Origin of the sequence: Niveispirillum sp. (assembly GCF_052437035.1) — a bacterium.
GTDB lineage: Bacteria > Pseudomonadota > Alphaproteobacteria > Azospirillales > Azospirillaceae > Niveispirillum.
Window position 1 is genome coordinate 860,398 of sequence record NZ_JBQVOH010000001.1, and the last position, 20,257, is coordinate 880,654.

Annotated in this window: 22 protein-coding genes and 1 tRNA gene; 15 read left to right on the plus strand and 8 right to left on the minus strand. The window is 65.7% G+C overall.

Annotation, left to right across the window (positions count from 1 at the left end; translation table 11 throughout):
* Positions 1-19 precede the first annotated feature (19 nt).
* On the plus strand, positions 20-460 hold the full coding sequence (locus tag ACT6Q8_RS04090) for a hypothetical protein (protein WP_444734066.1): 441 nt from the start codon (positions 20-22) through the stop codon (positions 458-460).
* 3 nt (positions 461-463) lie between these two features.
* On the opposite strand, the gene ACT6Q8_RS04095 is transcribed toward ACT6Q8_RS04090, so the two are convergent.
* On the minus strand, positions 464-1,006 hold the full coding sequence (locus ACT6Q8_RS04095; protein ID WP_444734067.1) for a TetR/AcrR family transcriptional regulator: 543 nt from the start codon (positions 1,004-1,006) through the stop codon (positions 464-466).
* Positions 1,007-1,094: 88 nt separating this feature from the next.
* On the opposite strand from ACT6Q8_RS04095, the gene ACT6Q8_RS04100 reads away from it, so the two are divergent.
* Complete coding sequence (locus ACT6Q8_RS04100) at positions 1,095-1,481, plus strand: hypothetical protein (protein WP_444734068.1); 387 nt, start codon at positions 1,095-1,097, stop codon at positions 1,479-1,481.
* A gap of 3 nt (positions 1,482-1,484) precedes the next feature.
* Here the strand turns inward: ACT6Q8_RS04100 and ACT6Q8_RS04105 are convergent, their stop codons facing one another.
* Positions 1,485-2,183, minus strand: coding sequence for an ArsR/SmtB family transcription factor (locus ACT6Q8_RS04105; RefSeq protein ID WP_054167329.1), 699 nt, complete (start codon positions 2,181-2,183; stop codon positions 1,485-1,487).
* Between the two features lie 167 nt (positions 2,184-2,350).
* Between ACT6Q8_RS04105 and ACT6Q8_RS04110 the strand changes: the two genes are divergently transcribed.
* Positions 2,351-3,235 carry a hypothetical protein gene (locus tag ACT6Q8_RS04110; RefSeq protein ID WP_444734069.1) on the plus strand — a complete coding sequence of 295 codons (885 nt, stop codon included), beginning with the start codon at positions 2,351-2,353 and terminating at the stop codon, positions 3,233-3,235.
* Here ACT6Q8_RS04110 and ACT6Q8_RS04115 read toward each other — a convergent pair whose 3' ends face one another.
* Positions 3,236-3,715 carry an Lrp/AsnC family transcriptional regulator gene (locus ACT6Q8_RS04115; RefSeq protein WP_444739343.1) on the minus strand — a complete coding sequence of 160 codons (480 nt, stop codon included), beginning with the start codon at positions 3,713-3,715 and terminating at the stop codon, positions 3,236-3,238.
* 151 nt (positions 3,716-3,866) lie between these two features.
* On the opposite strand from ACT6Q8_RS04115, the gene ACT6Q8_RS04120 reads away from it, so the two are divergent.
* The 3 genes from ACT6Q8_RS04120 to ACT6Q8_RS04130 all read left to right on the plus strand — a co-directional run bounded on the left by ACT6Q8_RS04120 (position 3,867) and on the right by ACT6Q8_RS04130 (position 6,141).
* A complete protein-coding gene (locus tag ACT6Q8_RS04120; RefSeq protein ID WP_444739344.1) occupies positions 3,867-4,742 on the plus strand; it encodes a threonine ammonia-lyase in 876 nt (291 codons plus the stop codon).
* A gap of 30 nt (positions 4,743-4,772) precedes the next feature.
* Positions 4,773-5,135, plus strand: coding sequence for a VOC family protein (locus ACT6Q8_RS04125; protein ID WP_054167332.1), 363 nt, complete (start codon positions 4,773-4,775; stop codon positions 5,133-5,135).
* Positions 5,136-5,247: 112 nt separating this feature from the next.
* Complete coding sequence (locus ACT6Q8_RS04130; protein WP_444734072.1) at positions 5,248-6,141, plus strand: DMT family transporter; 894 nt, start codon at positions 5,248-5,250, stop codon at positions 6,139-6,141.
* Positions 6,142-6,299: 158 nt separating this feature from the next.
* Here ACT6Q8_RS04130 and ACT6Q8_RS04135 read toward each other — a convergent pair whose 3' ends face one another.
* A complete protein-coding gene (locus ACT6Q8_RS04135; RefSeq protein ID WP_444734073.1) occupies positions 6,300-6,503 on the minus strand; it encodes a YgaP family membrane protein in 204 nt (67 codons plus the stop codon).
* A gap of 192 nt (positions 6,504-6,695) precedes the next feature.
* Here ACT6Q8_RS04135 and ACT6Q8_RS04140 point away from each other — a divergent pair, with 192 nt between their 5' ends.
* The 9 genes from ACT6Q8_RS04140 (at position 6,696) to cydX (ending at position 17,810) form a co-directional block, all read left to right on the plus strand.
* Positions 6,696-7,043, plus strand: coding sequence for a rhodanese-like domain-containing protein (locus ACT6Q8_RS04140; protein WP_444734074.1), 348 nt, complete (start codon positions 6,696-6,698; stop codon positions 7,041-7,043).
* Between the two features lie 11 nt (positions 7,044-7,054).
* The gene (locus ACT6Q8_RS04145) at positions 7,055-8,047 is read left to right on the plus strand and encodes an efflux RND transporter periplasmic adaptor subunit (protein ID WP_444734075.1); all 993 of its coding nucleotides are present in this window, start codon (positions 7,055-7,057) and stop codon (positions 8,045-8,047) included.
* Complete coding sequence (locus tag ACT6Q8_RS04150; RefSeq protein WP_444734076.1) at positions 8,044-11,274, plus strand: efflux RND transporter permease subunit; 3,231 nt, start codon at positions 8,044-8,046, stop codon at positions 11,272-11,274. Before ACT6Q8_RS04145 ends, ACT6Q8_RS04150 begins: the two co-directional genes overlap by 4 nt.
* Positions 11,275-11,320: 46 nt before the next feature.
* The gene (locus tag ACT6Q8_RS04155) at positions 11,321-11,623 is read left to right on the plus strand and encodes an ArsR/SmtB family transcription factor (RefSeq protein WP_054167548.1); all 303 of its coding nucleotides are present in this window, start codon (positions 11,321-11,323) and stop codon (positions 11,621-11,623) included.
* Positions 11,620-13,182, plus strand: coding sequence for a thiol reductant ABC exporter subunit CydD (gene cydD / locus ACT6Q8_RS04160; protein WP_444734077.1), 1,563 nt, complete (start codon positions 11,620-11,622; stop codon positions 13,180-13,182). Before ACT6Q8_RS04155 ends, cydD begins: the two co-directional genes overlap by 4 nt.
* A complete protein-coding gene (locus ACT6Q8_RS04165; protein WP_444734078.1) occupies positions 13,179-14,855 on the plus strand; it encodes an amino acid ABC transporter ATP-binding/permease protein in 1,677 nt (558 codons plus the stop codon). The genes cydD and ACT6Q8_RS04165 overlap by 4 nt, the downstream gene beginning before the upstream one ends.
* A gap of 91 nt (positions 14,856-14,946) precedes the next feature.
* Positions 14,947-16,521, plus strand: coding sequence for a cytochrome ubiquinol oxidase subunit I (locus ACT6Q8_RS04170; RefSeq protein ID WP_444734079.1), 1,575 nt, complete (start codon positions 14,947-14,949; stop codon positions 16,519-16,521).
* Between the two features lie 5 nt (positions 16,522-16,526).
* Positions 16,527-17,681: a cytochrome d ubiquinol oxidase subunit II gene (cydB, locus tag ACT6Q8_RS04175; RefSeq protein WP_444734080.1), complete on the plus strand. Its 1,155-nt coding sequence runs from the start codon at positions 16,527-16,529 to the stop codon at positions 17,679-17,681.
* Positions 17,682-17,699: 18 nt separating this feature from the next.
* A complete protein-coding gene (gene cydX, locus ACT6Q8_RS04180; RefSeq protein WP_082372166.1) occupies positions 17,700-17,810 on the plus strand; it encodes a cytochrome bd-I oxidase subunit CydX in 111 nt (36 codons plus the stop codon).
* 235 nt (positions 17,811-18,045) lie between these two features.
* On the opposite strand, the gene ACT6Q8_RS04185 is transcribed toward cydX, so the two are convergent.
* The 4 genes from ACT6Q8_RS04185 to ACT6Q8_RS04200 form a co-directional block, all read right to left on the minus strand.
* Positions 18,046-18,121 (minus strand) — tRNA-Phe (locus ACT6Q8_RS04185).
* A 117-nt stretch (positions 18,122-18,238) separates the two neighbouring features.
* Positions 18,239-18,439 carry a DNA gyrase inhibitor YacG gene (locus ACT6Q8_RS04190; RefSeq protein ID WP_054167339.1) on the minus strand — a complete coding sequence of 67 codons (201 nt, stop codon included), beginning with the start codon at positions 18,437-18,439 and terminating at the stop codon, positions 18,239-18,241.
* A gap of 11 nt (positions 18,440-18,450) precedes the next feature.
* Positions 18,451-19,602: a ribonuclease E/G gene (locus ACT6Q8_RS04195; protein WP_054167340.1), complete on the minus strand. Its 1,152-nt coding sequence runs from the start codon at positions 19,600-19,602 to the stop codon at positions 18,451-18,453.
* Positions 19,602-20,255 (minus strand): Maf family protein, encoded by a 654-nt coding sequence (locus ACT6Q8_RS04200; RefSeq protein ID WP_444734081.1) that lies wholly within the window; start codon positions 20,253-20,255, stop codon positions 19,602-19,604. Before ACT6Q8_RS04200 ends, ACT6Q8_RS04195 begins: the two co-directional genes overlap by 1 nt.
* Between the last annotated feature and the right edge of the window lie 2 nt (positions 20,256-20,257).

Sequence of the window (20,257 nt, forward strand, 5' to 3'; positions counted from 1 at the left end):
TGTTATGCTGGAACGGTTCATGCCGCTGCTTATGCCGCTTTTGTCGCGGGAGATTGGTGATACCGCCCGGCAGGTCGGGCGTGACGGTATTCTCTATGCCGTCATGGCCCTGCTGGGCATCATCGGTTTCGCGCTGGCCGTGGCCGGGGCAATCGTCTGGCTTGGCACCCTGATCGGCCCCGGCCCCGCCTTGCTGGTGGTGGCTGGTGCTGTCCTGCTGCCCATTCCCATCCTTCTGGGCCTGATGGCCCACTGGCGCCGCGTGGAACAGCAGCGGCGGGAGAAGGAGCGGGAACAGGACATGCTGGCCAACGCCCTGCGCCTGGGGGCGTCAGTGCTGCTGCCGCTGCTGGCGCGTGCACCGGCGGCGTTCCTGGCCGTGGCGGCGGGACTCGTGGTTTTCCTGCTGTTCCTGGATGGTGATGAAAAGAAGGCCGAGCCCGATCAGGGGCCGGCGTGATGGTCAGGTCAGCAGCAAAGGCAGCATGCGATCCAGGCTGTCGGACAGCCAGTTGCCGTTGCTGTCCGCCTCCTGCCGGGTGAACTGCCCGATCAGGGCCAGATAGCCGAAACGGGCGCGGGCCAGCGCCGTGTCGGCATCGCAACCGATTTCCGTAAAGCGGGCCACCAGATAGGCGATACGGCGTTCATCGACGCCGGCGACCACGGCCTGCGCCGCTGGATCATGGGCCGCCCAGGCGCGCATGGCCCGTTCCAGACGCCCATCCGCCGACGCGGTCAGCCGGAACAGCCGTTCCAGCCGGTCACGCGGTGTGCCCCCCTCTGCCTCCACCCGTGCCGCCACACCCACGGTGGAGCGTTCCCGCCAGGCATCGCAAAGCGCCGACAGCAGGGCCGGGCGGTCGGCAAAATGCCAATAGAAACTGCCCTTGGTCACGCCCAGCCGCTTGGCCAGCGGTTCCACACGCACAGAATCCACCCCCGCCTCGCGCAGCAGGCGCAGGCCTTCATGGATCCAGTCTTCGCGGGCCAGCCGGTTGCTCATCCCCTTTCCATACTGTGGCGTATTGACAATCACAAGGGTGTGGCGCATCCATACGGTACCGTATGGAGAATTTCAGGGGGAGGGTGCGATGACGGGGCCTGACATGGCGATGCTGCTGGCGGGGGTGTTTCTGGTTGGGCTGGGGCTTGTCCATTCCTGGCTGGGGGAGGTGAAGCTGATCGGGCCGCTGCTCTCGCCGCAGGGGCGTTCCGGGATGCTGGTTCACAGCCGATTTGCGCGCAATGTGCTGCGCTTTGCCTGGCATCTGACCAGCTTGGCCTGGTGGGGAATGGGGATTTCGGTTGCGATGCTGGCGGCACCATTTGCGGTGGAACCGCGCCTGGCCCTGCTGGCCGGCACCGGCCTGACCTGTCTGATCACGGGATTGCTGATCCTGGTGATCGGGCGGGGGCGGCATCTGGCCTGGCCGGTGTTCCTGGCGGCGGCGTTCTGCTGCTGGGTGCCGCTGGCCTGATGATCAGAACGCGGCCAGATCGACGCCAAATTGCTGTTTCAACTCCATCGTGCCCTTGGGCGTGACGCTGACAGCGCGGGTGCCGTCGACGCGGCGGACCCAACCCTGATCAAAGGCGTGGTTGCACAGCGCACGGCCCAGGGTGCCGGCCAGATGGGGCCGCCGCTCGCTCCAATCCAGACAGGGCCGGCAGAAGGCACGGGTGGTGCCGCTGGCGGGCAGCACAAGGCCAAGGCCGGACAGGAAATCCCGGCCGTGCGCCGTAATCAGGCCGGCATCGTCGGCCAGTTCGACATGGCCACCCGCCACCATGGCATCGGCCAGCGCCACACCCAGCCGCCCGGCCAGATGGTCGTAGCAGGTGCGGGCCTGGGCCAGTGCCCGGTCGCGCGGGCCGGTGCGGATGGGGCGCGGTGTCGGCACGCGGTCTGCGGCGACCTGCATGATGCTTTCCATCATCCGCGCCACGGCGGGACTGGCCAGCCGGTGATAGCGGTGGCGACCCTGTGGTTCCACCCGCAGCAGGCCTGCCGCTACCATGCGCGACAGGTGACCGCTTGCCGTCTGCGCCGTGATGCCGGCGGCGCGGGCCAGTTCGGCGGCGGTCAGCGCGCGGCCATCCATCAGTGCCTGCAACATGCAGGCCCGGGCGGGATCACCGGCCAATGCCGCAATCTCCGCGAAATCCGCTGTGCTGACCATGCTGCCTCCCGCCATCTGTTGTTCACCCTATCATAGGCGTGGAACGGTCCCCATGCTTCGGTGCCTGCCGAATATGGGTTGCAGAGAGAGGGTGGAATGGATAAAATTTGATCCATTCGGGCCGGCGGAGGGGCGCCATCGACCCGACAGCAGACATAGGGAATGTCATGGTGTCGGTCCTGGGCACGGCCAGCGGCGTTTTCGCCGTTTCGGCACGGCAGTTTCAAAGCAAGACGCAGGAAATCTGGCAGGGCCTGAAAAAGGACGCGGCCAATGGCAAATCTGCGTCCGCGGCCCGGCCCAGCGGCATTCAGGACCTGATTGATCCCGATACGCGCGCCCGGCTGGAGGCGCAGCGCAAGGATGCTGACGCGCTGGCCACCAAGCTGTCCAGCGGCGGGGAGGATGCCAAGGAGGCCGCCGCCCGCAAGAAGGATGAAGCGAAGCAGAAGCTGAAAATGCTGAAGCTTCAGGCCCAGTTGGCCGCCGCCAGTGGCGACAAGAAGGCCGCCGCCCGTATCGCCAAGGAGGCGGCGTCGGTTGCCAAGGAACTGGGGCAGGCCGCCAAGGATTATGCCGGTGGTGGGGATGCGGCGGCCGCCAAACCCGATACCAGCGCCGCGCAGGGCACTGCTGCCACCCCGGCGGCGGGCGGTGATGCCGCCGCCAGCGCAGAGGCACAGGCCGTGGCCCAGCAGGCCAGCCAGACCGCCAGCCAAGGTGGGGAGGGTGAGGCCGCCGCCGGCACGCCCGCCAATGACACGGTGCAGGCGCAGCGCGACGCCATCCTTCGCGATGGTGCGGCCCGGTCCGCTGATGCGCAGTTTGAAAGCGATACGCGTGGCCTTATGGACCAGCTGCGCGCCATCCATCAGCAGATGAAGAATCTGGCCCGCAAGGATGGTTCCGCCGGCACAAAGGCGGAGATGGAACGCGCCGAACAGGACATGGCGGAAGGTGACCGCACCCTGAACGAGGCCTTTGGCCCGCCCGGCCCGTCGGTGGAAGCGGTGGCGGCACCGGCACCGGTCCGCGTTGATATCAAGGTCTGATCAGTCAGCGTCGGGAATGGGCACAGCCAGCCCGCGTTTAGAAATACCCAGCGCCACATTCGTGGTGAAGCGACGGACGGTGGGATTGTCCGCCATCAGCCGGCCCATCAGCGCGTCATAGGCCTCCACATCTGGGGCGGCAATGACCAGGATGAAATCGGTCCCGCCCGTGACATAGAACACTTCCTGCACCTGATCCTCCGCCGACAGCCAGCGGCGAAGGGCGGCCAGCATTTCGGGCCGTTCGCGTTCAATCTCCAGGCCTGCGATGAAGAAGGTGGGTTTGCCCACCCGGGCCGGATCGACCAGGGCGACGGTGGCGGTGATGACACCATCGGCCTTTAGCCGTTTCAGCCGTCGTGAGACAGCGGACGGTGACAGGCCGACCTGTTCGGCCAGGATGTCCGCCGTCTGGTCGGCATCCTTCTGCACCAGGGCCAGCAATTTGCGGTCAAAACTGTCGAGGTCGGGCATGCGCATGATCTGTGCAGGATGACAGCCACAAATGCCGAAAGAAAGCGTCGTCAGGGGATAGATTGCCCGAAATCGGCATCAAGGCGCCCCTAAAATCCCGGCTATGCGATACCCGACCCCCGACGGCATTAAAGCCGCCCTTGATCGGATCGATCCGGTGTTCCGCCGGTCGCCGGTCAGACAATCCGCCGCCCTCAACCGGCTGTTCGGTGCCGAACTCTGGTTCAAGGACGAAACCGCCAACCCGATCCGCAGCTTCAAGGGACGCGGGGCCTGTGCCTTTGTGGCGGGGCTGGGTGCCGATGACCGGCCCCTGGTCTGTGGGTCCGCCGGCAATTTCGGGCAAGGGCTGGCCTTTGCCGCCCGTGCCCATTACCGCCGCTTGACAGTGTTCGCGGCGGAAAACGCCGTGCGCCGCAAGGTGCAGGCCATGCGCGACCTGGGCGCCGACGTGCGGCTGCACGGTGCCGATTTTGACGCGGCGAAGGAGGCGGCGACGCGGTTCGCCGCGCAAGAGGGGCATCGCCTGGTCGTGGACGGGGATGAAGTGCTGGTCGCCGAAGGGGCGGGCACCATCGCCCTGGAAGCGATTGAGGCCTTGCCGCACATCGACATGGTGCTGGCCCCGCTGGGCAATGGTGCCCTGGCGTCGGGCATGGGCACGTGGGTGAAACATGCTGCCCCCGATGCCCGCATGCTAGCCATTGTGGCGGCAGGTGCGCCCGTCATGGCCCATGCCGTGCGCGGGCTGCCGATAAACGGCCGGGAGGGGGCGGACAGCATCGCGGACGGTATCGCCGTACGTGTGCCTATTCCCTATGCCGTGGACAGCCTGCGCCGTGTCCTGGACGGCACCATCATGGTGCCCGACGCCGCCATTCTGCGCGCCATGGAATTGCTGCATCAGCATCTGGATCTGGTGGTGGAACCGGCGGGGGCGGCGGGTCTGGCGGCCCTTCTGGCCGATCCCGCAGCCTGGGGCGGTCGCCGCATCCTGATCCCGCTTTGTGGCGGCAATGTCGATGCTGCCTGAACCCATGAATTTGGAAAATGTGAGGGAAAGATGATCGATCATATCGAACTGAAAACCGCCGACCTGCCGGCCAGCCAGCATTTCTACGCCACGCTGCTGGCCCCGCTTGGATACCGGCTGGAGGTGGATGGGGCGGTGAAGGGGTTTGGGGATGGCAAGACCCTGGATTTCTTCCTGTCCGCTGGGGATGTCGCCGCCCGTGACGTGCATTACGCCTTCACCAGCCCTGACCGGACCACCGTGGACCGCATCTATGCGGTGGGGCAGGCGGCGGGCTTGCATCTGGACCGGGCGCCGGCCCTGATGCCGCATGTCCATGCCAGCTATTATGCCGGTTTTCTGCGCGATCCCGATGGGCGGCTGGTGGAGTTTGTCTGTCACAAGCCGGAGTGACCGGGTCCCGCGCATGCCGGCCCCGGCATGATTGCTGCGGCCATGACCGAAGCATGGGGCCGCATGCTCTGCTATTCACAAAGCCAGGACTATCGGGCGCGTGGATCAGGTGATGGGCGACAGGCCGTTGATGATCAGGGAATTGCTGCTGCTGTTGCTGCTGGCGACGCTGTGGGGTTCCTCCTACACCTTCATCAAGATCGGGGTGCAGACGATACCGCCCGTCACCCTGATTGCGGTCCGCACCCTGATCGCCGGGTCCATCCTGCTGCTGGTCATGCGCTGGCAGGGGATTTCCATGCCGCGCGACCCGGCCGTCTGGCGGCAATTCATGTTTCAGGCGGTGATGAATTCCGCCGTCCCCTTCACGCTCGTCGCCTGGGGGGAGAAGTCTGTCGATGCCGGGCTGGCCGCCATCCTGAATTCCACCACGCCGATCTTTACCTTCCTGCTGACGGCCCTAATCACCCGGCATGAGCCGGTGACGATGCGAAAGCTGTTTGGGGTGACGGCGGGCCTGATCGGCATCTGCCTGATCATCGGGGTGGAGGCGCTGGACGGGCTGGGTGACCAGCTTCTGGCACAGATCGCCATCGTAGCGGCCACCGTCTCCTATGCCGGTGCCGCCATCTATGGGAAGAACTTCAAGGGCCTGCATCCCATGCAGCCGGCGGCGGGATCGATGCTTTGCGGCGCGGTGCTGCTGCTGCCGGTCAGCCTTTTTGTGGATCAGCCCTGGACCCTGACGCCGTCGATGCCATCCATCGGGGCGCTGCTGTGTCTGTCGGTCTTTTCCACGGCCATCGCCTTTACAATCTATTTCCGTCTGATGCAGACGCTGGGGTCGATCGGTACCACGTCACAGGCCTATCTGCGGGTGCCGATCGGGGTGGGGCTGGGCATGCTGTTCCTGGAGGAAAGCCTGTCGCATACGGCGTTGATCGGGCTGGTCTGCGTGGTGCTGGCCGTTATCGCCATGACCATGCCCGCCCGGCGCAAGGCCTAGGCCTGTCCCCGTTAGAGCGGTTTACGGTTGACCGGAAACCGCTCCGGCGGCGACTGCCGCCGCGCCGCACGTGCGGCGTGAAGCCAAGCTGCGGATGCAGCGCCGGCGACTGAGGAAAACGAAAAGCTAGAGCGTGTTCCGGTCGGCGGAAACACGCTCTAGCGGAAGGCGTTACCTGCCGGCAGGCCCAGCTTGCGCAGGATCATGGCGGCGGGGCAGAAGCCGGTGATCCCGGCCTGCAGCATGTTCGCCCCGACAAAGGCGGTCAGCCACAACCAGGCGGGATCTACCAGGGTGGCCAGGGACAGGCTGATCAGCACCATGGCACCGGCGAAGGACAGGACGGCTTTATCGACATTCATGACAAGGCTCCTTGGATGATGGGGGCGGGGAATGATCCCGTCTCCTCTTGTTGATAATGATATATTCAAATATATGAAGATACGAAATAACTGAGGCCGCAGCCATGCCCCAGGCACATGCGGCGCGCCGTTGACGGCGATACGGCAAAATTATACCTTCATATATATGAATATTCAGAATGGAGCCGTCCGATGCTGAAGGAACATTCCCCCGCCACGGTCCATGATATGGTGGCCGACCGGTCGATTCTGCTGGTCGATGTGCGCGAGCCGCAGGAATTCGCGGCGGCCCGTATCCATGGGGCGGTACTGTTTCCCCTGTCCAGCTTTGACCCCACGGCCCTGCCGGCACCCGACGCGGTCCGAGTTGTGTTTCATTGCGGATCGGGCAAGCGGTCGGCCATGGCGGTGGCCCGGTGCCAGCAGGCGGGCATCCAGCATACTGAGCATATGGCGGGCGGTATCCAGGCCTGGATGGCCGCGCGCCTGCCCACCATCACCCTGGACCCGGCCAGCGGTGGCGTCATCGATCGCCGGTAAGGAGGAAACCCATGCGTGCGCTGCTGTTGCCTGTCCTGGCCCTGACGCTTCTGGTCCCGCCGGTTATGGCGGCGGACGGGGATTTCCCTGTCGCCCTGTTGAAGCTGCCGGATGAGAAATCGGTCTATGCGACGGTGGAGACGGTGAATGCCATCCCCGCCCGTGTGCGGACCGGTGGCACCATCACCCGCCTGTCGGTGCGTGAAGGCGACGCCGTGACGGCGGGGCAGGTGATCGCCAGTGTGGGCGACCAGAAGCTGAGCCTGCAGCAGGGCGCGCTGGATGCGCAGATCGCAGCGGCGCGCGCGCAGATGGAACAGGCCCAGGGGGATCTGGAACGGGCCGAGGCCCTGTCCCGTAACGGCTTCGTGACGCGTCAGCGTCTGGACGAACTGCGTACCGCCGCCAATGTCGCCGCCAATGCGCTGAAAGCCCGCATGGCAGAGCGTGCCGTCCTGGCCCAGCAGATGAATGAAGGACAGGTTCTGGCGCCGGCGGCGGGCCGGGTGTTGGCTGTGCCCGTGACGCCGGGCACGGTGGTGATGCCGGGCGAAACCGTGGCCATGATCGCGGAGCGTGATTATGTCCTGCGCCTGTCCGTGCCCGAACGCCATGCCATCAGCCTGAAGGCTGGCGACCCGGTACGCCTGGACCCCGATGACCTGTCGCCGGGCGAACAGGCGGGGCAAGGGCAGATCACCCTTGTCTATCCCCGCATCAGCGACGGGCGGGTGCAGGCCGATGCCCGTGTCACGGGTCTGGGGGATTACTTTGTCGGTCAACGGGTGCGTGTCTTCGTGCCAACGGGCGAACGCCCCGTGATCATCGTTCCCGCCACCTATCTGACCACCCGTTTCGGCATGGATTTCGCGCATCTGCGCCAGGGTGCCAGCATGGTGGAGGTGCCGGTGCGGCGTGGGCAGGCCCGTCCCCGGCCCAGCATGTCCGATGGCGTGGAAATCCTCTCGGGCCTCAATGACGGCGATGTTCTGGTGCGGCCATGAATCTGGGACTTTCCGGCCGGCTGACGCAGGCCAGCATCCGCTCCCCCCTGACCCCGTTATTCCTGCTGGCGGCGCTGATCGCCGGGCTGCTGGCCCTGGCTCTGATCCCGCGCGAAGAGGAGCCGCAGATCAGCGTGCCCATGGTCGACATTATGGTCAGCGCTGACGGCCTCAAGGCCCCGGACGCCGCAGAACTGGTTACCAAGCCGCTGGAAGCCATCGTCAAGGGCGTCAATGGCGTCGATCATGTCTACAGCCAGACGGAGGATGACCGCGTCATGGTGACGGCGCGGTTCAAGGTTGGCACGTCCGAAGACGACGCCATCGTCCGCATCCATGCCAAGGTCCGCGCCCATCTGAGCGATATTCCGACCGGTATTCCCGAACCGGTGATCATCGGGCGCGGCATCAATGACGTCGCCATCGTCACCCTGACCCTTTCCGCCAAGCCGGGCATGGCCGACCGCTGGGCCGACCGCGACCTGGGCAACCTGGCGGAAAAGCTGCGGACAGAGTTGATCAAGGTCACCGATATCGGCCCCACCTACCTCTCGGGCCGGGTGACAGAGCAGGTGCGGGTGGAACCCGACCCGGAGAAGCTGGCCTTGTTCGGTATCACGCTGGAACAATTGCTGGCCAAGGTGCAGGGCGCGAACCGCTCCTTCCTGGCCGGACGCCTGAATGACGGGGGGCGCAGCCTGTCGGTTGCCGCCGGGCAGACGCTGACCGGTGTGCCCGATATCGGCCTGCTGCTGATCACCAGCCGCGATGGCCGCCCGGTCTATGTGCGTGATGTCGCCGCCGTCCGGCTGGACAGCGCGCCGCTGGAACAGTCCGCCTGGACGCAAGCGCCCGACGGCAAGGGCGGATGGACCCGCACACCCGCCGTCACCATCGCCTTGTCAAAGCGGGCCGGCGCCAATGCCGTGACCGTCGCGGATGATATCCTGACGCGGGTGGAGGGGCTGCGTGGCCGCCTGATCCCTGACAGCGTGGCGGTGGAGGTGACGCGCAACTATGGGGAGACGGCATCGGAAAAGGCCGATGAACTGCTGTTCCATCTGGGTCTGGCGACGCTGTCCATCGTGGCGCTGATCTGGTGGGCCATTGGCCGGCGGGAGGCGCTGGTGACGTTGGTCGTCATTCCGGTGACCATCCTGATGACCCTGTTCTTCGCCTATATCATGGGCTACACGGTCAACCGTGTTAGCCTGTTCGCCCTGATCTTTGCCATCGGCATCCTGGTTGATGACGCCATCGTGGTGGTGGAAAATATCGCCCGTCACTGGGCCATGCGCGATGGCCGCAGCCGGTTGCAGGCCGCCGTGGAGGCGGTGGCGGAGGTGGGTAACCCCACCATCGTCGCCACCCTGACGGTGATCGCCGCCCTGCTGCCCATGCTGTTCGTGTCGGGCATGATGGGGCCGTATATGGCGCCCATTCCCGTCAACGCCTCTGCCGCCATGCTGTTCAGCTTCTTTGCGGCCATGGTGCTGGCCCCGTGGCTGATGCTGAAACTGTCACCGGCAGACGGGGACCCCGCTGCCGATGCCCATCATGACGCGCATGATGGGGGCCGCCTGGGACAGCTTTATCGGCGGGTGGCCGAACCGCTGCTTTCCACGCGGCGCCGGGCGGGCTGGTTCCTGGCCCTGGTCGGGGCCGCGACCTTGCTGTCGCTGGGCCTGTTCGCGACCAAAGGCGTGACGGTCAAGCTGCTGCCGTTCGATAACAAGTCCGAACTGTCGATCCAGCTGAACCTGCCGCGCGGTGCCAGCCTGGAGGCGACACAGCGCCTGCTGTTCCAAACGGCTGACATTGCCGGCACGCTGCCGGAACTGCGGTCGGCGCAGATTTATGCCGGCACGGCGGCCCCCTTCAATTTCAACGGTCTGGTCCGGCACAGTTTCCTGCGCGCCAGCCCGGATCTGGGGGAGGTGCAGATCAATCTGGCACCCAAGGGCGAGCGTGACCGCAGCAGTCATGAGATCGCGCTGGACCTGCGCCTGCGCCTGCTGTCGGGTATGACCCTGCCGACGGGTACGCGGTTGAAGGTGGTTGAGGTGCCGCCGGGCCCGCCTGTGATGGCCACCCTGCTGGCCGAAATCTATGGCCCCGATGCCGAAACGCGCCGGGCCGTGGCCGGGGAAGTCAGCAAAATATTTGCCAGCATCCCCTTCATCACCGACATTGATGATAGTTTCGCCACGGCGCAGCCGCGCCTGCGCCTGTCCATCGATCAGGACCGGCTGGAATATTTCGGGGTGGAACAGGCGGCGGTCTATGATGCCATCCGCACCATCCTGGGCAGCAGCGCCATCGGCTATTCCCATCGCGGGGCCGAACGCTATCCCGTCGATATCGTCCTGGCCCTGCCAAAGGCCGACCGGGCCTGGACCGAGCGTCTGGCATCCACACCCGTCCCCGCCAACGCCATTCCCGGTTCCAACAAGGTGGTGGAACTGGGAGAGTTGCTGCGGGTCACGCGGGAGGAAGGGTCCCCCATTCTGTTCCGCCGCGACGGGGCCTTTGCCGATATGGTGACAGCGGAACTGGCCGGCCGGTACGAGGCCCCGATCTATGGCATGGGGGCCGTGGCCGACGCCATTGAGGCGCATGATTGGGGCACCCTGCCCAAGCCCGTGATCCGCATGGCCGGACAGCCGCAGGATGAAAGCCAGCCTACCTTGCTGTGGGATGGGGAATGGGAGGTGACCTATGTCACCTTCCGCGACATGGGCGGGGCCTTCGGGGTCGCCATCCTCGGCATCTATGTGCTGGTCGTGGCGCAGTTCCGCAGCTTCCGCCTGCCGCTGGTCATCCTGACGCCGATCCCACTGACCCTGCTGGGCATCATGCTGGGCCATTGGCTGCTGGGGGCGGCGTTTACCGCCACCTCCATGATCGGCTTCATCGCGCTTGCCGGCATCATCGTGCGCAACTCCATCCTGCTGGTGGATTTCATCCGCCATGGGGCGGGGCAGGGCTTAAGCCTGCGCGAAGTGCTGCTTCAGGCGGGGGCCGTGCGGTTCAAGCCCATCGTGCTGACGGCCCTGTCGGCCATGATCGGGGCGGCCACCATCCTGGTCGATCCGATCTTTCAGGGGCTGGCGGTATCGCTGCTGTTCGGGCTGGCATCGTCGACCGTGCTGACGGTGCTGGTCATCCCCGCCATCTATATCGTGCTGCGCGATGGTGACGCGGTTGCCGGGCCGGCCCCCCATTGACGGGGCCGGTTTTCCCTTCTATCCCAGGGGAATGGAAATGTCGGAAATGCAAGCCAACGCAGACCGCGCCGTCGACCTGCTGAAGGCGCTGGGCAACCGCTCGCGCCTGATGATCCTGTGCCAGTTGATCCAGGGGGAACGGTCCGTCGGGGATCTGGCACAGCGTATCGGCATGCGCGATACGGCGGTGTCGCAGCAGCTGACCCTGCTGCGCAAGGATGGGCTGGTCCGCGCCCGCCGCGACGGCCAGACCATCTATTACGCCCTGTCCAGCGATGAGGCGGCGCGGGTCATCGCCACCCTTTACGAGATTTATTGCTCCGACAAACCGGGGGAGGCCTGCGGTTGATCGTTCCGGGGCCGGATCGACAATTGCGGCTGGCCGCCATGGTACAGGCCGTGGCGGCCTTGCTCTGGGTGCCGCAGGCCTTGTTGCTGGCCGATGCCATCACCTGGCTGACTGGTAGCTATACATTGCCGGGCCATGCGGTAACGCTGGCCGTGATCTTTGGCGTGCTGGGCGTGATGCGCTCCGTCCTGGATGCCTGGGGTGGGAGGCTGGCCTTCCGGGGCGCGCGGGCCGAACTGTCGCGTCTACGGACACAGGCGGTGGCGGCTCTGGCGCAGCGGGCACCCCTGGACCCCAGCTTGCCCCCATCGGGGACGGTGGCAAGCCTGCTGGCCGAACAGGCCGAGGCGGTGGTTCCCTATCTGCAACGCTATGTGCCGCTGCGCTGGCGTCTTGTGCTGGTGCCCGCTGTGATCCTGCCAGCGGTGGCTTGGCATTCCTGGGCGGCGGCGCTGATCCTGCTGATTGCGGCACCGCTGATCCCGCTTTTCATGGCCCTGATCGGCATCCGCGCAAAAAAGGCCAGTGAGGATCAACTGGCGGCGGTGGGCAGCATGAACGGCCTGCTGATGGACCGGCTGCGCGGTCTTTCCACCATACGGGCCTTGAAGGCCGAGGGGCGGGTGGCGGCCCGTATCGGCACCCTCGCCGCCGATGTGAAACGGCGGACCATGGCGGTGTTGCGCATCGCGTTCCTGTCATCGGCGGTGTTGGAGCTGTTTTCGGCCCTGGGTGTCGCGCTGGTCGCCGTCTATGTCGGGTTCAATCTGCTGGGGCAGATAGAGTTTGGCACCTGGGGTGGAAAGCTGGACCTTCCCGCCGGGCTGTTCATCCTGCTGCTGGCACCGGCCTTCTTCGAACCGCTGCGGGAGCTGTCCGCTGTCTGGCATGACCGCGCCAGCGGGGAGGCCGCGTTGCGCGCCATGGTCGGGCTGATGGAGGGGCAGGAGACGGCACCGGGGCCAGTTTTGATACCCGCTGACGGGTCGGTGCTTCGCCTGGACCGGGTGGGCTTTGGCTATCCGGGGGCGGCGGCTTTGGTGTCGGACGTCGATCTGTCACTGCGGCGGGGGGAGAAGGTGGCCCTGTTCGGGCCCAGTGGGGGTGGCAAATCCACCCTGCTGGCCCTGGCGGCGGGGCTGCTGCAACCGGGCAGCGGCACTGTCCGGCGTGCGGGCAAGGTTGGCTGGATCGGCCATCGCCCCTTTATGAAGAATGCCTCCCTGGTGGCTAATGTCACGCTGGGCCGACCGGGCCTGGATGCCGCACCGCTGCTGCGCCGGCTGCTGCCCGGCCATGATCCGGCGCGGCGGGTGGGGGAGGGCGGGGTGGGTCTGTCGGGCGGGGAAACGTTGCGTCTGGCGCTGGCCCGCGCCATTGCCGACCCGGATGCCGCCCTGATTCTTGCCGATGAGCCGACAGCGCATCTGGACGCCGCGACGGCGGCAGAGGTGATTGAGGCCCTAATCGATGCAGCCCAGGGACGCGCCCTTCTGGTCGCCACCCATGACCCAAGGCTGGCCGCGCGCATGGACCGCGTGGTGGAGGTCGGGGCATGAGGGGGCATCTGTTGCGGCTGTTCCACCTGTTCCGGCAGGCGGCAGGGTGGAAGCTTGGCCTGGGCTTGGCAACCGCCGGGATTACGGCGCTGGCGGGTGCAGCCTTGCTGGGCCTGTCGGGCTGGTTCATCACGGCCACCGGCATTGCCGGCCTGTCGGCAGGGACCGCGCTGGTCTTCGATGTGTTCCGGCCGGGTGCGGGCGTGCGGGCGCTGGCCCTGCTGCGCACCGGTGCCCGTTATGGCGAACGGCTGGCGACGCATGACGCCACCTTGTCGGTGATCGCCGGTCTGCGCGTGCGCCTGTTTCAGGCGCTGGCAAGGCCCGGTCTGGGCCGCACCCTGGTGCAGCGGCCGGGGCGGTTGCTGTTCCGCATCAGCGGCGATCTCGATACGCTGGATACGCTCTATCTCCGCCTGCTGATCCCGGCCTGTGTGCTGGTGGTCCTGGCCCTGGTCAGCATGGTGGCGCTGGCGCTGCTGACGGGGTGGGCCGGTCTGCTGCCCGGCCTGTTCCTGCTGCTGGTCGGCTTGGTCATGCTGATGCTCGGTGGGCGCGGCGGGCTGGTGGCCGGTGGAAAGCGTGCGGCGGCGCTGGAGGCCTTGCGCCTGCGTCTTCTTGATCTTGTTGCGGGCCGCGTGGAATGGCGGTTGGCGGGGCGGCAGGAACAGGCCGCCCATCTGGCCCTGTCGGCGGAGGAGCGGTTGCGCCGCGCCGATGACCGGCTGAACCGGCTGGAAAGCGGGTTGACCCTGTGGCAGGGGCTGGCGGCCACGGCGCTGCTGTCGGGTGGGGTGATCCTTTGCGCGGAACTGGTGGAACGCGGCCTGTTCGGCGGACCTGCTGTGGCCTTGTTCCTGCTGGTGCTACTGGGCATGATGGAACCGCTGGGGCCGCTGCGCCGGGGTGCCGTGGAACTGGGGCGCAGCCTGCGGGCCGTGCGGCGGGTCGGGGATGCGCTTTCGCAACCCCTGCCGGAACAGGCACTGTCGCCCGATACGCGGGATGTCGCCCTGTCGGCCATCCGCTTTCGGCATGATGGCGCCCCGGCCCCGTTGTTTGACGGGTTCGACCTGTCCATTCCCGCCGGGCAGCATGTGGCCGTGATCGGTGACAGCGGGGCCGGCAAGTCCAGCCTTGTCGCCCTGCTGACCGGGGAGGCAAGGCCCGACACAGGCAGCATCACGGTTCCCCCTTGGGCCTTGCTGGGTCAGGATGCAGCCCTGTTTCAGGATAGTGTGCGGGCCAATCTGCTTCTGGCCGATTCCGACGCCGATGACGTGCGCCTGTGGGCGGTGATGGAACAGGCGGGGCTGGAACGAGTCGTGCGGGAGATGTCGGGTGGGCTGGATGCCCCCCTGGGAGAGGGCGGTACGGGCCTGTCATCGGGCCAGCGGCGGCGATTGGCCCTGGCCCGGTTCCTGTTGCAGGACAAGCCCTTATGGCTGCTGGACGAGGTGACGGAAGGCATCGACCTTTCTGTCGCAGCCACAATTTTGACAAATATCAAAGTTTCGGCTGCCGGACGAACTATTCTGCTGATCACGCATCTGAGGCGTGAGGCGGCCCTGGCCGACCGGATCATCCGGTTGTCCCATGGCCGGGTGGTCATGGATCTGACGCGCGGTGACCCGGCCTTTGATCAGGCCCTGTCCACCCTGCGCCCTGACTGACGATCCTGTCCGACGCCCCGGAGGATGAAGCCCCGCCATCGGGACGGGGTTCGCGTTCAGGAGGCGCCGGTGGCAGCCGGCGACATGACGCATGGAGTTGGACATTGTCGGGCTGTCACGCCTGCAATTTGCACTGACCGCCCTTTACCATTTTCTGTTCGTGCCCCTGACCCTGGGCCTGTCTATCATCATCGCCATCATGGAGACGGTCTATGTAATGACCGACCGGCCCATCTGGCGCCAGATGACCAAGTTCTGGGGCAGCCTGTTCGGCATCAACTTCGTCCTGGGTGTGGCCACGGGCCTGACCATGGAGTTCCAGTTCGGGATGAACTGGTCTTATTACAGCCACTATGTCGGCGACATTTTTGGCGCGCCGCTGGCCATTGAGGGCCTGATGGCCTTCTTCCTGGAAGCCACCTTTGTCGGCCTGTTCTTCTTTGGCTGGGACCGGATGAGCAAGGTGCAGCATCTGGCCGCCACCTGGGCCGTCGCCATCGGGTCGAACTTCTCCGCGCTGTGGATTCTCATCGCCAATGGCTGGATGCAGAACCCGGTCGGGGCCGTGTTCAACCCGGCGACCATGCGCATGGAGATCGAGGATTTCTATGCCGTGATCTTCAACCCCGTGGCGCAGGCCAAATTCGTCCACACCGTCTCTGCCGGCTATGTCACGGCGGCAGTGTTCGTGCTGGGCGTGTCGGCCTTCTATCTGCTGAAGGGGCGGCATGTGACGCTGGCCAAACGGTCCATGGCGGTCGCCTGTTCCTTTGGTCTCCTATCGTCCCTGTCGGTTGTCGTGCTGGGCGATGAAAGCGGCTATCTGGCGACCGAGCATCAGAAGATGAAGCTGGCTGCCATCGAGGGCATGTGGGAGACGGAACCGGCCCCTGCCGCCTTCACCGCCATCGGCTTTCCCAATCAGGAAGCACGGGAGACGCATCATGTGTTGCAGATCCCCTGGGCGTTGGGCCTGATTTCCACCCGTTCGCTAAATACCCAGGTGTTGGGCATCAATGATCTGGTCGCCCATGGCAAGGAACGGGTGGAAAGCGGGATCATCGCCTATGACGCCCTGCAAACCATCCGCGCCGCCAGGGGGGTGGAGAATGTCGCCCCCGAGGTGAAGGCGGCGTTCGAAAGCCACGGACGCGATCTGGGCTACGCCTATCTCCTGAAACGCTATGTCGATGATCCGCGTCAGGCAACGGCGGAACAGATCGACAAGGCCGCCTGGGATATTGTTCCGCAGGTGGCGCCCTTGTTCTGGTCCTTCCGCATCATGGTGGGGCTTGGCTTCTTCTTCATTGCGCTGATGGCTGCCTTCTTCTGGCAATCGGCGACGGGAAGGCTGGGGGAGCCGCGCTGGCTGCTGAAACTGGCCGTGCTGGCTATCCCGCTGCCCTGGATCGCGGCGGAACTGGGCTGGGTGGTGGCGGAGTTTGGACGCCAGCCCTGGATCATCGAAGGTGTGCTGCCGACAGCCATGGCGGTGTCCAGCCTGTCGGTCACCGACCTGCTGGTCACCATCGCCGGCTTCACCCTGTTCTACAGCGTGCTGTTCGTTGTGGAGGTGAGTTTGATGGTTCGCGCCATCCGCAAGGGGCCGGAGCCAGATGATCATCCTGCCCCCGTGCCCTATGCCACGCTGCAAGCGGCGGAGTGACGATCATGATCCTGCATGAACTTCTGGATTATACGACGCTGCGCCTGATCTGGTGGGTGCTGCTGGGTGTGCTGCTGATCGGGTTCGCCGCGACTGACGGTTTCGACATGGGCACGGCCATCCTCTTGCCCTTTATCGGCAAGGATGATGTCGAACGCCGGGCCATCATCAATGCCGTCGGCCCGGTATGGGAGGGCAATCAGGTCTGGTTCATCCTGGGCGGTGGCGCCATCTTCGCCGCGTGGCCGCCGCTTTATGCCGTGTCCTTCTCCGGCTTCTATCTGGCCATGTTCGTGGTGCTGGCTGCCCTGATCCTGCGGCCCGTCGCGTTCAAATACCGGTCGAAACGGGATGATGTCCGCTGGCGCGCGGCCTGGGACTGGGCGCTGTTCGTCGGCGGGTTCGTGCCTGTGCTGATTTTCGGCGTGGCGGTGGGCAATGTGCTGCTGGGTGTGCCGTTCCGCCTGGATGGCGATCTGCGCGCCTTCTACGAAGGCTCGTTCTTCGGCCTGCTGAACCCGTTCGCCCTGCTCTGCGGTCTGCTGTCAGTGACGATGCTGGTCACGCACGGGGCCGCCTGGGTGACGCTGAAGACAGCTGGCGCCGTGGCGGAACGGGCGCGGGGCGTGGGGCTGGTGACGGCCCTGCTGACGCCCGCCCTGTTCGCGTTGGCCGGGGTGGCGCTGTATCTCTGGGTCGATGGCTACCACATCACCAGTGCGGTGGTGACGGACGGCCCGTCCAACCCGCTGCTAAAGCAGGTGGCGGCGGCGCCGGCGCTGTGGTTCAGCAATTACGGGACCTACCCATTCCTGTTGATCGCACCGGCGCTGGGGCTGGTGGGGCCGATGCTGGTCTGGGCCGGGCTGAAGGTAAGGGCGGAAGGGGCGACGCTGATCATTTCCGGCCTGTCGCTTTTGGGGATCATCGCGACCGTTGGTGTCTCGATGTTCCCCTTCATCCTGCCCAGTTCCATTGATCCGGTCAGCAGCCTGACGGTCTGGGACAGTTCATCCTCGCACCAGACCTTGTTCATCATGCTGGTCGTGACTTGCATCTTCCTGCCGCTCGTCCTGGCCTACACGGCCTGGGCCTATCGCATCCTGTGGGGCAAGGTCGATGCAGGAGCCATCCGTGCCGGCCAGGGCCACCATTACTGAGGAAAAGGAGAGCGCATCATGTGGTATTTCGCCTGGATGCTGGGCCTGCCCCTGGCCGCCGCCTTCGCCGTCTTGAACGCCATGTGGTTCGAGATGCGCGAAGACGCCAAGGAGCAGGGACGCCGCTGATATCGGTGTGCCGGTGTGGGGCAGCGTCGAACGTTGCCTCACGCCAGCATGCGCCGCTGGTGCCAGACACGATTCGTGACGGCATTTGCGATGACGTTATCGTGTTTAAAAGGAGTAGATGGAGTCTCAGACCCAGAAACAACAAATGGCGACCCAAAGGCCGCCACGTTATTTGTTCTGATCAATATTTGATAAGTAACAAACTGGAATTGAGTAATTTTCTGAAAGTTCGAAGTGGTGCCCAGGGACGGAATCGAACCGCCGACACGGGGATTTTCAATCCCCTGCTCTACCGACTGAGCTACCTGGGCACACCGTACTTCGTAACCACCGAGGCGTTTGTTTGTCACCGCCGCCCGGTGTGGTGCGCCTTATAGACAAGGCATCCGGGGCTGTAAAGCATTGAATTGCGCATCTGCGAAATTTTTTCAGCGGCCTTCATCTTCCTCCGGCGCCTCGTCCACGGGCACGCGGTAGACCTCGCCCAGCCAGCGGTTCAAGTCCACGTCGGCGCAGCGCTTGGAACAGAAGGGGCGGAAATCCAACACCGGGGCGCGGCCACAAATGGGGCATCCAGCGGCCTTCTTCGGCTTGCGCAGGGCGGACAGGTCGATGGGATCATCACTCATGGGTGGCTTCCTTACAGCAGCAGATCGGCCAGCGGCGGGCCACGGCGGGCGCGGGTGACCTCCACCAGGCCCAGGCGCGACATGCCATAGACATGGGTGGCGACCGGGTCGTCCGCCACCGCCGAGGACAGGCGCTGTATCACCGCCTCCCGGTCCCCGACGCGCGCCATGTTCACGAAATCCACCACCACGATGCCGCCGACATTGCGCAGGCGCAGCTGCCGCGCGATCTCCATGCAGGCATCCAGGTTGGTGGCCAGGGGGTTGCCGCGTTCGCCGCCATTGACGTCGATGACGGTCAGCGCCTCCGTCCGGTCGATGACCAGCGACCCGCCCTGTCCCAGATCGACACGGCGGTCGGTCAGGGCGGCGATGGCGCTATCGGCATCGCCCTGATCGAACAGGGGGCGGGGGGCCTTGTGCGGGACGATCAGGGGCAGCAGGTCGGGTGCCAGGGCCATGGCAGTGCTTTTTACCGCCGCCAGCATCTCCGACCCCTCCACCACGATTTCCACCAGCCCGTCGCGTGGCAACTCCACCAGCGCGCGCCGGATAGCATCTGGCGGGGGCAGCAGGGTGGCGGGGCTGGTGCCGCCAGCGGCGCGTTGGACCTTGTAGGCGTCGGCCAGCAGCGCTTCCGCCTCCCCCAGCACGAGGGCGGGGTCGGTCGGCAATGCCTCTGCCCGCACGATCCAGCCGCCCTGGTTGGGCAGGGTGGATGTCAGGCGCTGACGCAGGGCCTGAACCTCGGGCCCCTTGCCCAGGCGTTTGGAGATGTGGATGCCGTCGCCCAGCGGGGTATGGACCAGGAAGCGACCGGGGAAGGACAGGTCCATGGTCAGTACCGCCCCCTTGCCGTCATGGGCGTCGGCCTTCACCTGGGCGGCCACCATCTGGCCGGTGCGCAGCAACTGTCCAATGCGGGCATCGCGGCGACCGGGGCGCACATCGGCAGCGGAAAGGAAACCGGGGGTGCTGTCGCCAAATTCCAAGAAGGCGGCGTCCAGCCCGGCCACGACGCGCCCGATGCGGCCCAGCACGATGGCCCCCAGCCAAGCCGGGCGCTCGACATGATCAATGGCAAGATCGGTCAGGATGCCGTCGGACAGCATGGCGCAGCGCCGCAAGGGCCCGCGCTGGTCGATCAGCAGCCGGCGGCGCATTAGCCCCGTGATGTGGCTTGGGCGGCGGCCAGCGCCAGCGCATCGATCCCGGCGGCGCGCAAGCACCCCGCCACCTCCGTCAGCGGCAGGCCGACGACATTGCTGTAACTGCCGGAAAGCTGCCGCACGAACAGGCTGGCCAGCCCCTGGATGGCATAGCCGCCCGCCTTGCCCTTCCAGTCGCCGGTGGACAGATACTGGTCGATCTCATCACGCGACAGAGTGCGGAAGATCACCTGGCTTTCGACCACCCGGCTCCACAGCTTGCCATCCGTGCCAACCAGGGCGACACCGGTATAGACACGGTGGCGGCGACCCTGCAGCAGGTTAAGGCAGCGGCGCGCCGTATCCACATCATCCGCCTTGGGCAGAATGCGACGGCCAAGCCCCACCACCGTATCGGCGGCCAGGACAATAGCGCCAGCATGGCGTGCCGCGACCATTCCCGCCTTTTCCCGCGACAGACGCTGGGCATGGGGGGAGGGGAGTTCGTCGGGAAATGGGGATTCGTCAATATCCGCCGGATCAATGGTATCCGGCACCAGCCCGATCTGGGCCAGCAGTTCCCGCCGCCGGGGTGACCCGGAGGCAAGGATCAGGCGCGGACGGTCAATGCCGGGTTGGTCGGGCGTCGCCGCCGCGCGCGCGTTCATCG